Origin of the sequence: Actinomadura sp. GTD37 (assembly GCF_041951365.1) — a bacterium.
Classification (GTDB): Bacteria; Actinomycetota; Actinomycetes; order Streptosporangiales; family Streptosporangiaceae; genus Spirillospora.
In genome coordinates this window covers 240,971-253,237 of record NZ_JBGNUS010000002.1, presented here as the reverse complement: position 1 = coordinate 253,237, position 12,267 = coordinate 240,971, and the positions used below count along the sequence as shown (strand labels likewise).

The window sequence follows — 12,267 nt, the reverse complement described above, 5'->3', positions numbered from 1 at the left end:
GAGGAGCGCCGCATGAGTGTCGAGGGTGTCGGCTTCTACCAGATCGCGCAGAACCACCCGGACCGCCCCGCCGTGCTCGCCCCGGGCGGACCGGTGACGTACGGCGAGCTGCACGCCGAGGTGAACCGCTTCTCCCACGCGCTCGGCGACATCGGCCTGCGCCCCGGGGACGCGCTGGCGACCGTCCTCGGCAACCGGCGCGAGTTCCTCACCGTGATGCTCGCCGCGATGCAGTCGGGGCTCTACCTCGTCCCCGTGAGCCGCCACCTGACCACGCCCGAGATCGCCTACATCCTCGCCGACTCCGGCGCCAAGGCCGTCGTCACCGAGAGCGGGTTCGCCGGAGCCGTGTCGGCCGCGGCGGACGAGGCCGGCATCCCGGCGGAGGGGCGGGTGAGCGCCGACCCGGCCGACGGCCACCGCTCGATGGCCGGGCTGTGCGCCGCGGGCAGCGCCGACCCGCCCGGGAAGCGGCAGATGGGGTCGGTCATGCTCTACACGTCCGGGACGACGGGACGGCCGAAGGGCGTCCGGCGCCCGCTGATGGACATCCCGCCCGAGCTGCTGTTCGACGTCATGCGGCAGACGCTGATGCGGCACCTGAGCCTCGAACCCGGCGACGACGAGGTCCACCTCGCCATCGGCCCGCTGTACCACTCGGCGCCGTGCGTCCACGCGCTGATGGCGCTCAGCCTCGGCCACGGTGTCGTCATCTCGTCCCATTTCCAGCCGGAGGAGACGCTTGAGCTGATCCAGCGGCACCGCGTCACGAACTCGCTCATGGTGCCGACCATGTTCCACCGCATGCTCGGACTGCCGGACGACGTCAAGGCGCGGTACGACCTGTCGTCGCTGCGGCAGGTGTTCCACACCGCCGCGCCCGTCCCGATGGAGACCAAGCAGCGGATGATGGACTGGTGGGGGCCCGTCCTCTACGAGTACTACGGCTCCACCGAGAGCGGCCCCGTCGTGGTCGCCGCCCCGCAGGAGTGGCTCGCCCACCCGGGGACGGTCGGGCGCGCGGTCGACGGCGTCCAGATCAAGATCCTCGACCCGGAGGGAGCGGAGCTGCCGCCGGGGGAGACGGGCCTGATCTACGCGACCGGGCAGCCCGGCTTCGAGTACCACGACGACCCGGACAAGACCGCCGCCTCGATGCGCGGCGACTACTACACGCCCGGCGACCTCGGCCACCTCGACGCGGACGGCTGGCTCTACATGAGCGACCGGCGCACCGACCTCATCATCTCCGGCGGCGTCAACATCTACCCGGCCGAGATCGAGTCGGTGCTGCTGCAGCATCCGGCGGTGGGCGACGTCGCCGTGATCGGCGTCCCCGACGACGACTGGGGGCAGCGCGTCGTCGCCCTCGTCGAGCCCGCCGGGGACCGCGAGCCCGGCGACGGCCTGGCCGCCGAGCTGCTCGCGCACTGCGGGCCCCGGCTGGCGAAACTGAAGCACCCCCGGCGGCTGGAGTTCCGCGCATCGCTGCCGCGCACCCCGTCCGGCAAACTCAGCCGGCGCCGCGTGCGCGAGGACTACCTGCGGGAGCAGCCGGGCTGACCCCGCCCGGACGGGCGTCGCGCAAGTCGCCGCCGGAATCGTCGAACGCCTCCGCGCGCCCGTGCGTACCACCGCACATGAAGGACCAGAAGGTCGCCCCCCTCGACGACGCCGCCCCGTCCGCCGCCCCGACGAAGACCGACCTTCCCGTCGTCACGGACCCGGCCCCCTACGCCGCCGAGGAGGTCGCGCCCGGCCCCGGCGCGCCCGCGGCCGCCGATGACGACCGCGCCGGGATCGCACGCCTCGGTGACCCGGTCGCGGTCTGGCCGTGCGCCGGCTGCGGACGGCCCGTGCCGCAGCCGGTGCGCGGCGCCCGCACCGTCCGCTACTGCCAGGACGGCGACGGCGCGTGCGAGCGGGCCGCGCGGGAGAGCCGCGAGCGCGGCCTGGAGTCCCCGGGGCTCACCGGTCAGGTCGCCTGGGCGTGGGAGATGGTGGACCGGCTGGAGGGCGTCACCGACCGGCTCGCCGGGTCGCTGATGTCGGAGCTGAGCGTCGCGGGCGTCGAGCGGCGGGCCGCCGACGCGCGCGCCGAGGCCGCCGGGCACATCGCGATCGCGCAGCGCGAGCGCGACGCCTCCCAGCGGCAGGCCGAGCTGGCGTGGCGGGAGACCGCCACCGCGCGCGCCCGCGCGGAGGCCGCCGAGCAGGAGGCCGCGTCCGCGCAGGCCGAGGTCAAGCGGCTGAAGGCCGAGCGGGACACCGCCCGGCGGGAGTCGGCGGAGGCGCGGGACGAGGCCGAGGGCGCGCGCGCCGCCCGGCTCGCCGCCGAGCGCGAGCGCGACCGCGTGGCGGCCCGCGAGGGCGAGCTGCTCGCCTCGCTGGAGAGCGCCCGGTCCGAGCTCGTCGCCCTGCACGGGCGGGTGTCGCAGGCCGAGACGCAGGTCGAGAGCCGGCGCTTGGAGGCCGACGCGGCCGAGCGCACCGCCGGGGACCTGCGCTCCGCCGTCCGCGACGCCGAGGCCAAGCGCGGGCAGGCCGTCGCCGACCGCGACCAGATCCAGGCGCGGGCCCGCGAGCTGGAGCAGCACAACTGGGGGCTGGCGCGCACGGCCGAGGAGCTGCGCGCGGCGGTGCGGGCGCTCACCGCCGAACGCGACGCCGCGCGCGCCGAGGCCGACCGGGCGCGCCGCCGCGTCGACGCCCTCACCGCGCTCACCGACCGCCACGACACCGGCCCGCGCCCGCACGCGGACCGGGAGCCGCCGACCGGGCTGCACGCGCTGCCGCCGGTGAACGGGACGCGGGGCGGCGGATCGCTGCTGGACGGCGGCGACCCGCTCGCGACCGACCCGCGGATCGGCCCGCTGAGCCGCAACGGGCCGCTCGATCAGCACGGGCCGCCGAACCGCAACGGGCCGCCGAACCGCAACGGACAACGCCTTCCCCACGCCGGCTGACCGTCATGCCGGCGAAGCGACGCACCGGTAGGAGGTGAGGCCGACCCCCACACTGCACTGGCCCTGAACCGGCCGCCGTACCGCACCGGGGTGGTACGGCGGCCGGTACTAGTCGCGGGCCTCCAGGTAGCGGGCGTAGTCGAGGGCTCCGGCGCGGACGGCGGCGTGGACGGCGCGGGCGATCCGCGCGCCCCAGGTCGAGCGGGGCCCCGCGAAGACCTCCGGCTCCCCGCCGGCCGCGGCCGCCACGCAGATCGCGTCGGACGCGGTGCCCGTGCACGGGAAGCCCGCCTCCAGCAGCGCCTGCGTCTTGGCCTCCGTGGCGGTGACGACGGCGTTCACCAGCGCCGCGTCGTCCAGCGGCACGGGCACGGCGACGACGATGTTGACGGTGCCGGGCGTCCAGGCGGCCCGGGACGTCCCGTCGAGCGGCGCCAGCTCCGGGTCCGGCGCCCCGGCGGGGGCCGCGGCCCAGGTCGGGACGCGCAGCCCGACCGTCGCCGACACGTGCACGCCCTCGTCGCCGCGCCGGACCGTGCGGGAGACGGAGGCGGCCGTGAGCATCCCGACGCCCGGCCCGTCCAGCCCGTACGAGGCGGCCAGCTCGGCCAGGTGGACGGCCGGGTCCGTGCGCGAGTAGGCGCCCGCGACCTGCGCGTTCAGCACCCACCGGGCCGGGCCGATGCCGCCGCCCAGCATCGCCGACGAGATCGCCCGGTGCCCGCCGCCGGCCCGCCACACCGTCGCCGCCAGGCGCTTGCCGTCCTCCTCGCGCCACACCGTCTCGATGTTCACGGACGCTCCAGTGCCAGGATCGGCCGGCCGCCGGGGCCGGTGCTGACGTGCACGCGCGCGTCGAAGTGCCGCTCGACGACGGGCCGCGTGAGGACCTGCGCGGGCGTCCCCGCCGCGGCGACGCGCCCCTCGGAGATGAGGACCAGGGCGTCGGCGTACTGCCCGGCGAGGGTCAGGTCGTGGATCGTGGTGACGACGGTCAGCTCGTCGGACAGCCGCAGCTGGTCGACCAGTTCCATCACCTGCTGCTGGTGGCCGATGTCGAGCGCGGTCGTCGGCTCGTCCAGCAGGAGGACGGACGTCTGCTGCGCCAGCGCCCGCGCCAGCACGACTCGCTGCCGCTCCCCTCCGGAGAGGTGGTCCAGGGGGCGGGCCGCGAACGAGGCGAGGTCGAGGCGGTCGAGGACCTCCCCGGTGACGGCCCGGTCGCGGGCGCTCTCGCGTCCGAGATGCGGGACGTACGGGGAGCGCCCGAGGAGGGTGTAGTCGAACACCGTCATCCCGGCGGGGAGGTTCGGGCTCTGCGCCGCGTAGGCGACCATCCGGGCCCGCTGCCGCGGCTTGAGCCGCTGGACGTCCTCGCCCGCCACGCGGATCTCGCCGTCCGAGGCCACGAGGCCCAGGACGGCGCGCAGCAGCGTCGACTTCCCGGCGCCGTTCGGGCCGATGACCGCCGTCCAGGAGCCGGCCGGGACGTCGAGCGACACGCCCTTCAGCACCGGCCGGCCGCCGAGCGACACGTCCAGGTCCCGCACCCGCACGGTCACGCGTCCACCTGCCTGCGGGACGCGCGCAGCACCGCCACGAAGAACGGGCCGCCGACGAACGCCGTCACGACGCCGAGCGGCAGCTCCCCGGGGCTGGTGACGGTCCGCGCCACCAGGTCCACCACCTCCAGGAACGCCGCCCCGCCGAGCAGCGACAGCGGAAGGACCACCCGGTACGAGCCGCCCGCCAGCCGCCGCACCACGTGCGGCACGACGATGCCGACGAACCCGATCAGTCCGCTCACCGCCACCGCCGACGCGGTCGCCAGCGACGCCGCGACCAGCACGGTCAGCCGCACCCGCGCCGCCGACAGCCCGAGGCTCGCCGCCTCCTCGTCGCCGACGCTCAGCACGTCCAGCAGGCGGCCGTGCGCCAGCAGGACGACGGTGGACACGACCGCGTACGGGGCGACCAGCGCGAGCTGGCGCCAGTCCGCCGAGCCGACCCCGCCGAGGATCCAGGAGAAGATGCGCTGCAGCTCCTCGGCGTTCATCTGCTGGATGAACGTCTGCACCGCCGCGAGGAACAGCGACACCGCGACGCCCGCGAGCACCAGCGTCGCGGCCTCGTTGCCGCCCGCCGACCGGCCGAGCCCGTACGCCAGGGCGACCCCGCAGACGGCGCCGACGAAGGCGGCGAGCGGGACGCCGTAGCCGGGGTCGCCGGGCACCAGGGCGATCACCAGCGTCGCGCCGACCCCGGCCCCGGACGCCGCGCCGAGCAGGTACGGGTCGGCGAGCGGGTTGCGGAACACGCCCTGGTAGCCGGCCCCGGCCATGGCGAGCATCCCGCCGACCAGCGCCGCCATCAGGGCGCGCGGGACCCGCAGCTCGAACAGGACGCTCTCGTCGATCGGCCCGAACCCGGAGTCGACGTGCACGAACGGGATCTTGTCGGCGAGCGCCTTCAGCACCCCTCCGGCGGGCAGCCCGGCGGCGCCCACCAGCACACCGGCCAGCAGGGTCGCGGCGAGCAGCGCGACCGCCGCCGCGAGCGGCAGCGCCCGCAGCCTGGCCTGGGAACGTCCCGCGCGCCCCTTCGGCGCGGCGGCGTCCTCGGGGGGCGCCTTCTCCTTCCCCGGCGGGTCGGTCTCCCGGACGCGGACGTCCGGGGCCGTCCCGGCGGGGCCGGCCGGAACGGTCCCGGAGCGGGGACGGCGCCTTCCGTTCATGAGCGGGCGTCCCCGGCGGCCGCGGTCACTGCACCTTCTGGACGGCGGCGCCGATCGCCTTGACGAACTCGGGCAGGCGGGGCCCCCAGCGGGAGGCGATGTCGTCGTCCAGTTCGACGACGTTCCCGTTCTTCACCGCGTCCAGGTCGGACCAGCCGGGGCGCTTCGCCAGGGCGGCGGTGTTCTGGCCGCAGCACTTGGTGTCGGCCAGGAACACGAGGTCCGGGTCCTGCTTGAGCAGGTACTCGCGGGACAGCTGCGGGTATCCGCCGGCCGCCTTGTCGGCCTTGTCGGCGACGTTCCGCAGGCCGAACAGCCCGTACACCTGGCCGACGAACGTGGTGGACGTCACCGAGTGCAGCTGGTTGTCGAGCTCGTGGTAGTAGGTGAGGCCCTTGCCCTTGGACGCGGCGCCCGACGACGCGGCGACCGTCTTCTGGATCTCCGCCTTCATGCCGTCGGTGAGCTTCGCGGCCTCGGCGGCGTGGCCGGTGGCCCGGCCGAGGTCGTCGATCTCGTCGTAGGCGTCGTCCAGCCTGGCCGCCGCGGGCTCCAGCAGGACGGGGATCTTCACCTTCTCCAGCGCCTTGACGACGCCGTTCAGGTCGTCGGACACGACGACGAGGTCGGGCCTGTAGGCGATGATCGCCTCGGCGTTCGGCTTGAAGCCGGACAGTTTGGTGCGCGGCGCCTCGGCCGGGTGGTTGGAGTAGTCGCTGACCGCGACCACCTGCGGGCCGGCGCCGATGGCGAACAGCGTCTCGGTGTGGGTGGGGGAGAGCGAGATGATCCGCTTCGGCCGGGCGGGAACGGTGACCGCGCCGTTCCCCGCCTGGACGGTGACGGACCCCGCGCCGTTCGCCCCGTTCTCGGCGTTGCCGCCGTCGCCGCCGCATGCGGCCGTGACCATGGCGATGCCGATCGCCATCACCGCGCCGAAGGTACGTACGGGTCTCACAGGAGCCTCCAGGCTGCCGGGAAGCCACGGCCCGCTCATGACGGATCGCCCTTCCACGAGGTCGAGAATCGTCGGCGCGCGAGGAGGCGACCTGGCTCGGCCACTTCGAGAAGGGGCATCACAGTTGCGGGACAGCGCCGGATTCACACCGGACTTCGCTCCTGGGCGCGCAGCACCGCAACGGTATCAGCCGCGGTATCCCGATCTGTCCGGGTGTTCGGTGTGAGTCCTCACTCCGGCTTGACGGTGTGAGTCCTCACTCCGTACGGTGGCGGGCATGGTGACCGGGAACCGCCGCCGCGCGCCGGGCATGACCCCGCAGCGGCGCCGCGAGATGATCGTGCGGACCGCGCTGCCGCTCGTCGCCGAGCACGGGACGGCCGTGACCACCGGGCAGATCGCCCGCGCCGCCGGCATCGGCGAGGCGACGATCTTCCGCGTGTTCGCCGACAAGGACGAACTGCTCGACGCGTGCGTCGCCGAGGCGCTGCGCAACGACCACGTCGTGGCGGTGATCGCCGAGATCCCGCTCGACCAGCCGCTGGCCGACCGGCTCGCCGAGGCGAGCGCCGCGATCGAGGCCTACCTCGTCCGGATGGGCATGGTCCTCGGCGCGCTGCAGGCCACCGGCCGCCGGCTCGGCCGCGGCATGCCGCGCCCCGGCGGCGGGGGTCCCGGCGGCGGGGACGAGGGGAGCGCGCCGGAGGGCGGCGGGCACGCGGGAGGCGGAGCCGACCGCGACGCCGCCATGAACCGGACCCGCGACGCCATCGCCGAACTGCTCGAGCCCGAACGCGACCGGCTCCGCCTGCCCGCCGAGCAGATCGCGGGCCTGTTCATGGGCCTGGCGTTCACCCGCGCCCGGCCGCCCGCCGGGCCCGCCGCGTCCAGCCCGTCCATGGCGGAGTACCTGGACGTCTTCCTGCACGGAGCCCTCAAGGAAGGACCCCCCGAATGACGATCAGCCTCAACCACATGATCGTGACCGCCGCCGACAACGACGAGGCCGCCCGCTTCTTCGCGAGCGTCATGGGCCTGGAGTGCACCGGCCCGCACCCGCACGCGCGGCACTTCGTCCCGATCCGCGTGACCGAGGGCCTCACCCTCGACTTCCTGACGGTCGCGCACCCGCAGGGCCACCACCTGGCCTTCGACGTGGACGCCGACACGTTCGACGCGGTCGTCGACCGCCTCGACGCACGCGAGATCCCGTACGGCGACGAGCCCGCGCACGCCGACAGCGGGCGGGTGGACGAGGCCCACCCGCTCGGCGGGCGGGGCCTCTACTTCTCCGACTCCAGCGGCAACCTCTACGAGCTCATCGCGCCAGCGCGCCCTTGAGGAACGCCCGGGTGCGCGCCCGGTCGTCGCCGGGCATGTACTCGGCGGCGATGAAGTCGGTGACACCCGCCTCGGCGAGCTCCTCCAGCTTGGCTTGGACCGTGTCCTCGTCGCCGATGACGGCCAGGCCGGCGGGGCCTTCCACGCCCTCCCGGTCCATCATCGCCCGGTAGGACGGCAGGCTCCCGTACATCGCGAACGTCTCGGCCGCCTGCTCCCGCGCGCGCTCTGCGTCACTCGTGACGCACGTGGGCAGGACGCAGACCACGCGTGGTTCGCTGCGTCCGGCCGCCTTGGCCGCCGCCGCGATGGTGGGAGCGATGTGCTCCCGGACGGTCCTGGGGCCGGTCATCCACAGGACGGTGCCGTCCGCCCTCTCGCCCGCCAGTTTCAGCATCTTCGGGCCGAGCGCCGCCAGCAGCAGGGGCACGCGGCCCTCGTTCGGCACGCTCAACCCGATGTCGCCCCGCAGCGTCTCGCCCTTGAAGGACGCGTTCTCCCCGTTCAGCAGCGGGAGCAGGACGGACAGGTACTCGTCCATGTGCCGGACGGGCCGGCCGAAGTCGTACCCGTACATCTCCTCGATGACGATCTTGTGGGAGAGGCCGACGCCGAGCGTCAGCCGTCCCTCAAGGGCCAGCGCGGTCGTCCGCGCCTGCTGCGCCAGGACCGCCGGATGGCGCGGGTACGTCGGCACCACCGCGGTGCCGAGCTCGATCCCCGGGACTCCCCGTCCCGCCACGGCGAGCGCGGTGAGCGCGTCGACCCCGAAGATCTGCGAGAGCCAGGCCGAGGGGAACCCGTCGTCGGCGGCGCGCCGCACGTCGTCCGCCAGCCTGCCGAGCGCAGCCACTCCGGCGCGCTCGCTCAGCAGAACACCAATCCGCACAGCGACCTCCTAGATCCGTGTAATTCGATCTTTACACATGTGCCGCGTGAGCCCCGCGACCCGGCACGGGTCTCAGCGGGGACGCCGCGGGCGGTCGTGCGCGGCGCGGTCCCCGGCCTCCGTGAAGAAGCCGAACAGCGCCGTGGTGCCGGGCAGCTCGCGCAGCGGCCGGGCGGCCCCGAAGGAGGCGTTCCAGAACGCCCCTTGGCGCGGTTCCCACGGGCTCGCGTACGCGTAGGGCTCGTCCAGACCGGCCCCGCTGCCGTCCTTGTAGAGGTCCTTCACAGCGGATCGACGGTCATGTCCCGACCTCCGTAAGGTGCGCCCCCGCACGGCGGGCGCGTTCGCGCAGCACGGCGGGCGAGCTCACCCGGCGTCCGGGTCGCCGGCCGGAGGCGCGTACCTACGCGCGAGGTCGCGGTCGTTCGCGGCCCACCTGCGGTGCCGGGCGGCCGACGGCAGATGCAGCTCCGCCTCCTCGGGATGGGCGGCGGCCATCCGCTCCAGCAGCGCCGCGGCCCGCTCGTGCGCGCGCGCCGAGGACACCATCGCCTGGCACGCGTAATCGTCGGTCTCCCGCTTGCGCGCCGCGGTCGCGCCGCCGGGTTCCGGGACGTCCGGCCGCGCGGCCGGGCGGCTGCCGCCCTCCCGGCCGTTCTCCCGCGCCCTCACCTGGAGCGCGCGGTCTTCGCTGCCCATACCCGCCGGCCCGACGCCCGACCCCGCCGGCCAGCCAGCCCTCCAGACACGACCACTACCTACCCAGCAACGCGTCCCTTCAGCCCCGCCCGGGGCGAACGGAGGGCGCGGCCCGGGGATGACCGATCATGGAGGACGTGACACCTCCGGAACCGCTCACCCTCTACACCGCCGACGGCGTGCGGATCGACGCGGGCCACCTGCGGGGAGGGGGCGACGCGTGCTTCGTCCTCGCGCACGGGTTCACCTGCTCCTGGCGGCAGCCCGCGCTGCGCCGGATCGCCGGGGCCCTCCGTCCGCACGGCGGCGTCATCGGCCTCGACTTCCGCGGCCACGGACGGTCGGGCGGGCACTCCACCGTCGGCGACCGCGAGGTCCTTGACGTCGCGGCGGCCGTCGCGGCCGCACGCCGCAGGGGATACCGGCGCGTCGTCGTCGCGGGCTTCTCCATGGGCGGCGCCGTCGCCGTCCGGCACGCGGCGCTGCACGGCGGGGTCGACGCGGTGGTGTCGGTCAGCGCCCCCGCCCGCTGGTACTACCGCGGGACGGTGCCGATGCGGCGCGTGCACTGGGTGATCGAACGGCGGCTCGGCCGGCTGGCCGTCCGGATGGCGCGCGGCACCCGCATTGCGCCGGCGGGCTGGGACCCGGTGCCGGCGGCGCCCCACGAGGTCGCCGGGCGCATCGCTCCCGCGCCGCTGCTGGTCGTCCACGGCGACGCGGACGCGTTCTTCCCGCTTGAGCATGCCCGTCAGCTGTACGAGGCGGCGTCCGACCCGAGGGAACTGTGGATCGAGCCCGCGTTCGGCCATGCCGAAGTGGCCGCCACACCAGAACTGATCGACCGCATCGGGAAGTGGGCGATCGGCGCGGTCTCAGGCTGAGCCCGTCCTGGCCAGGCCCTCGATGAGGCTGTGCAGGCCGGATTCGAACCGGTCGGTGAGGCGGGGCGCCAGCAGCTCGTCCGCCACGTCGACGAGGTCCGGGTAGCGGTCTGCGGGGAGGCCGCCCAGGTAGCGGCCGACCTCGGCGAGACGGGCGGCGTCGGCGTCGCCCTTCCCGACGTTATCCACATTTTCGCGGGAGCCTCCGCGGTCCTTGCGGGCCGGGCATCATCGCCTCATGGACGGGTTCAGCCTCACCTGGAAGCGCACGGCCGCCGACTCGATCGTCCCCGTCGGCCCCGGCGTCTACTTCGTCCCGGACGAGGGCGCGTCCCTCGCCTCCCGGGCCGCCGCGCTGAGCAGCCTCCTCCCGCGTGAGGCGGTCGTGGCCCGCCGCACCGCCGCCTGGATATGGGGCTTGGACGTCTTACCCCCGGGAGTGAACGAGGCCGGCTGGGGCGTCGAACTCATCACTCCCAGAACGTCCGACTCCGACCCGATCACCGCCGACACCGTGGAACTTCCGTCCGACCACGTCTTGGAGAAGTCCGATGTACGCCTCACGTCCCCGGCACGCACCGCCCTGGACTGCGCCCGCTGGCTTCCCCGCTTCGAAGCGGTCGCCGCACTCGACCAGTTCCTCCGGCAGGGCGCCGGCGCCGAAGAGATCACCACGATGGGCCGCGCACTGCCCGGCTACCGCGGCAACAAACGGCTGCGCGAGATCATCCGCCTCGCCGACCGCGGCGCGGCCTCCCCCGGCGAGACCTGGATCCGCGTCGCCGTCGTGAGCACGGGCTTCCCGCGCCCCCGTACCCAGATACCGGTGATGGGCCCGCGGAACGGGCACCTCTACATCGACCTCGGCTACCCCGAATTCCGGGTCGGCCTCGAATACGACGGCGAACGCCACCACGCCGGCCCCCGGGCCCGCGCCCACGACACCTCGCGCCGCCGCTGGCTGGCCAAGGAGATGCACTGGGAGATCATTCCGGTGACCAAGACCTTCCTCACCCGCCCGGCCCCCTACCTGGAGGCCCTCCTGACCGCCCTGCTCCACCGAGGATGGAACCCCGACAACGCGACCATGGACAAAATAGCCACCCGCCTGAGAACCCTGAACCGCCGCCCCCGCTAAACCCCGACCACCTTTACCGTACTAATGCCCTCCGTACTAATGCCCTCCGTAGCGGATCACGTCCGCGATGTGTCACCGGCTTGCTGGACCCGGAGATCTGCGGGGCGGCGGTGGGCGCCTCAGGGGTTGTCGAGGAGTTTCGCCAGGCGCTTCGGGGCGATGAGGCGGTAGCTGTCTTCGATGAGCTCCGCTATCTCGTCCCAGTCGTGGTCGACGTCGAGGCGGGCGCCGACCCAGCCCTTGCCGCCCACGTACTTCGGGACGAAGAAGACCTCGGGGTTCTCCGCCACGAGAGCCTCCTGCACGCCGGGCCCGGCCTTGAACATCATCGAGAGCCCGTCCTCGCTGGTCATCACGAACAGCTTGTCGCGAACACGGAAGGAGGGCGCTGTATGACCGCCGAACGGCTTCTCCGCCGCCTCCGGCAGTGACAGGCAGATCTCCCGGATCCTCGTCGGTACGTCCACATCGCTCATCTGCGCTCCCTTCCCGTGACGAGCCTGCTCGGCATCGTAAGCGGCGCGTCGGACATCGAGAAGGCACGCGACCGGCGGAGCGGGCTTCCGTTCGGTGGAAGGGCCACTGGTGCAGCGGCGGCTCCGGCGGCGAAGGTCGTGAGGACGAAGGCCCTTTGCGGCGGCGCTGGCGAGCGGTGCTG

The 12,267-nt window shown here is 74.3% G+C and carries 15 protein-coding genes and 1 riboswitch; of the genes, 6 read left to right on the top strand and 9 right to left on the bottom strand.

Going from position 1 to position 12,267, the window contains the following annotated elements; genetic code table 11:
* Positions 1 to 12: 12 nt before the first annotated feature.
* Together ACA511_RS15285 and ACA511_RS15280 are read left to right on the top strand one after the other, a co-directional pair.
* Positions 13 to 1,563 (top strand): AMP-binding protein, encoded by a 1,551-nt coding sequence (locus tag ACA511_RS15285; protein ID WP_375024962.1) that lies wholly within the window; start codon positions 13 to 15, stop codon positions 1,561 to 1,563.
* A gap of 77 nt (positions 1,564 to 1,640) precedes the next feature.
* On the top strand, positions 1,641 to 2,966 hold the full coding sequence (locus tag ACA511_RS15280) for a chromosome segregation ATPase (protein ID WP_375024961.1): 1,326 nt from the start codon (positions 1,641 to 1,643) through the stop codon (positions 2,964 to 2,966).
* Positions 2,967 to 3,074: 108 nt separating this feature from the next.
* Here the strand turns inward: ACA511_RS15280 and ACA511_RS15275 are convergent, their stop codons facing one another.
* From ACA511_RS15275 to ACA511_RS15260, 4 genes are read right to left on the bottom strand one after another with little or no spacing between them, the layout of a single operon-like run.
* On the bottom strand, positions 3,075 to 3,755 hold the full coding sequence (locus tag ACA511_RS15275; protein WP_375025592.1) for an adenosylcobinamide amidohydrolase: 681 nt from the start codon (positions 3,753 to 3,755) through the stop codon (positions 3,075 to 3,077).
* 2 nt (positions 3,756 to 3,757) lie between these two features.
* On the bottom strand, positions 3,758 to 4,528 hold the full coding sequence (locus tag ACA511_RS15270; protein ID WP_375024960.1) for an ABC transporter ATP-binding protein: 771 nt from the start codon (positions 4,526 to 4,528) through the stop codon (positions 3,758 to 3,760).
* Positions 4,525 to 5,700, bottom strand: a complete 1,176-nt coding sequence (locus tag ACA511_RS15265; protein WP_375024959.1) for a FecCD family ABC transporter permease — start codon at positions 5,698 to 5,700, stop codon at positions 4,525 to 4,527. Before ACA511_RS15265 ends, ACA511_RS15270 begins: the two co-directional genes overlap by 4 nt.
* Before the next feature lie 25 nt (positions 5,701 to 5,725).
* Positions 5,726 to 6,658, bottom strand: a complete 933-nt coding sequence (locus ACA511_RS15260; RefSeq protein WP_375024958.1) for an ABC transporter substrate-binding protein — start codon at positions 6,656 to 6,658, stop codon at positions 5,726 to 5,728.
* Between the two features lie 67 nt (positions 6,659 to 6,725).
* A riboswitch (cobalamin riboswitch) is annotated at positions 6,726 to 6,853 on the bottom strand.
* An 82-nt stretch (positions 6,854 to 6,935) separates the two neighbouring features.
* Here ACA511_RS15260 and ACA511_RS15255 point away from each other — a divergent pair.
* Entirely contained in the window at positions 6,936 to 7,616 is a 681-nt protein-coding gene (locus ACA511_RS15255; RefSeq protein ID WP_375024957.1) for a TetR/AcrR family transcriptional regulator, read from the top strand.
* On the top strand, positions 7,613 to 7,999 hold the full coding sequence (locus tag ACA511_RS15250) for a VOC family protein (protein WP_375024955.1): 387 nt from the start codon (positions 7,613 to 7,615) through the stop codon (positions 7,997 to 7,999). The genes ACA511_RS15255 and ACA511_RS15250 overlap by 4 nt, the downstream gene beginning before the upstream one ends.
* On the opposite strand, the gene ACA511_RS15245 is transcribed toward ACA511_RS15250, so the two are convergent.
* The 3 genes from ACA511_RS15245 to ACA511_RS15235 all read right to left on the bottom strand — a co-directional run bounded on the left by ACA511_RS15245 (position 7,977) and on the right by ACA511_RS15235 (position 9,587).
* On the bottom strand, positions 7,977 to 8,888 hold the full coding sequence (locus tag ACA511_RS15245) for an LLM class F420-dependent oxidoreductase (protein ID WP_375024954.1): 912 nt from the start codon (positions 8,886 to 8,888) through the stop codon (positions 7,977 to 7,979). The two genes, ACA511_RS15250 and ACA511_RS15245, sit on opposite strands and share 23 nt — an antisense overlap.
* A gap of 72 nt (positions 8,889 to 8,960) precedes the next feature.
* Positions 8,961 to 9,173, bottom strand: a complete 213-nt coding sequence (locus ACA511_RS15240; protein ID WP_375024953.1) for a hypothetical protein — start codon at positions 9,171 to 9,173, stop codon at positions 8,961 to 8,963.
* Between the two features lie 81 nt (positions 9,174 to 9,254).
* Positions 9,255 to 9,587: a hypothetical protein gene (locus ACA511_RS15235; RefSeq protein WP_375024952.1), complete on the bottom strand. Its 333-nt coding sequence runs from the start codon at positions 9,585 to 9,587 to the stop codon at positions 9,255 to 9,257.
* Between the two features lie 128 nt (positions 9,588 to 9,715).
* Between ACA511_RS15235 and ACA511_RS15230 the strand changes: the two genes are divergently transcribed.
* Positions 9,716 to 10,471 carry an alpha/beta hydrolase gene (locus ACA511_RS15230; RefSeq protein ID WP_375024951.1) on the top strand — a complete coding sequence of 252 codons (756 nt, stop codon included), beginning with the start codon at positions 9,716 to 9,718 and terminating at the stop codon, positions 10,469 to 10,471.
* On the opposite strand, the gene ACA511_RS15225 is transcribed toward ACA511_RS15230, so the two are convergent.
* Positions 10,463 to 10,660, bottom strand: a complete 198-nt coding sequence (locus ACA511_RS15225; protein ID WP_375024950.1) for a hypothetical protein — start codon at positions 10,658 to 10,660, stop codon at positions 10,463 to 10,465. The two genes, ACA511_RS15230 and ACA511_RS15225, sit on opposite strands and share 9 nt — an antisense overlap.
* A 49-nt stretch (positions 10,661 to 10,709) precedes the next feature.
* Here ACA511_RS15225 and ACA511_RS15220 point away from each other — a divergent pair, with 49 nt between their 5' ends.
* Positions 10,710 to 11,609, top strand: a complete 900-nt coding sequence (locus ACA511_RS15220; protein ID WP_375024949.1) for a hypothetical protein — start codon at positions 10,710 to 10,712, stop codon at positions 11,607 to 11,609.
* Positions 11,610 to 11,728: 119 nt separating this feature from the next.
* Here ACA511_RS15220 and ACA511_RS15215 read toward each other — a convergent pair whose 3' ends face one another.
* Entirely contained in the window at positions 11,729 to 12,085 is a 357-nt protein-coding gene (locus ACA511_RS15215) for an MmcQ/YjbR family DNA-binding protein (RefSeq protein WP_375024948.1), read from the bottom strand.
* Between the last annotated feature and the right edge of the window lie 182 nt (positions 12,086 to 12,267).